This is a genomic window from Bradyrhizobium sp. PRIMUS42 (assembly GCF_023006515.1).
Classification (GTDB): domain Bacteria; phylum Pseudomonadota; class Alphaproteobacteria; order Rhizobiales; family Xanthobacteraceae; genus Bradyrhizobium.
Genome location: NZ_JALBGZ010001358.1, coordinates 1 through 780, shown reverse-complemented (window position 1 = coordinate 780; position 780 = coordinate 1). Strand labels below are relative to the sequence as shown.

2 protein-coding genes are annotated in these 780 nt (G+C 64.7%); both read left to right on the top strand.

Translation table 11 applies throughout. The features are described 5' to 3' along the window. On the top strand, positions 1–356 hold a 356-nt coding region (locus MOV75_RS40330; RefSeq protein ID WP_247008422.1), incomplete at its 5' end, for a ChbG/HpnK family deacetylase. Positions 357–482: 126 nt separating this feature from the next. After that, positions 483–780, top strand: a 298-nt coding sequence (locus MOV75_RS40325; protein WP_247008420.1) for a DUF2076 domain-containing protein, incomplete at its 3' end; no start/stop codon positions are given.

Genomic DNA, 780 nt, shown 5'->3' with positions numbered 1-780 from the left:
TACAACTCGATGCGCATCAACGAGATGCCGAAGGTGGAATCGGTGATGGTGCCGAGCGGCGGGTTCTGGGGCGGTGTCGGCGAGCCGACCATCGGCGTCGCCGCGCCGGCCTCAGCTTCAACCCCGGCTTTGCCGGCGCCTATGACTTCACGCGGGCGGCCGATTTTGGCGAGTTGATGCGGCAATTCCTGGAAGGCTTGCCGGATGGCGGCCTCGTGATGTGCCATCCCGGCTTCGTCGACGACATCCTCGCCGGCCTCGACCCGATGACGGATGTCCGCGAACGCGAGCACGCCTATCTCTCAAGCGACGCCTTTGCGCGTCTGCTGGCGGACAGCGGCGCCACGCTCGGATGAATCCGGCTGAAAGCAAGCTGCAGGGGCAGCTTGTCGCATACCGAAATTTAATCCGGCCGGCACTGTTGGGGCCACAATGGAACCCTACATCTGCTGCGCGCTTGTTTTGCGCGAAGGAGATTGATCATGACGCCGCAGGAACGCCAGCTCGTCGACGACCTTTTCGATCGGCTTTCGAAACTGGAAAATGCCCCCCGCGATCCCGACGCCATCGCCGCGATCTCGGACGGCCTGCGCAAAGCGCCGGGCGCGATCTACGCGCTGGTGCAGACCACGCTGTTGCAGGACGAAGCGCTGAAACGTGCTCATAACCGCATCCAGGAGCTGGAAGCGGCCCATGCGCCCGAGTCCGCGCCGTCCGGCGGCTTCCTCGATACGATGCGTGACACGCTGTTCGGCGGAGGCCCCTCGCGCGGCTCGGTTC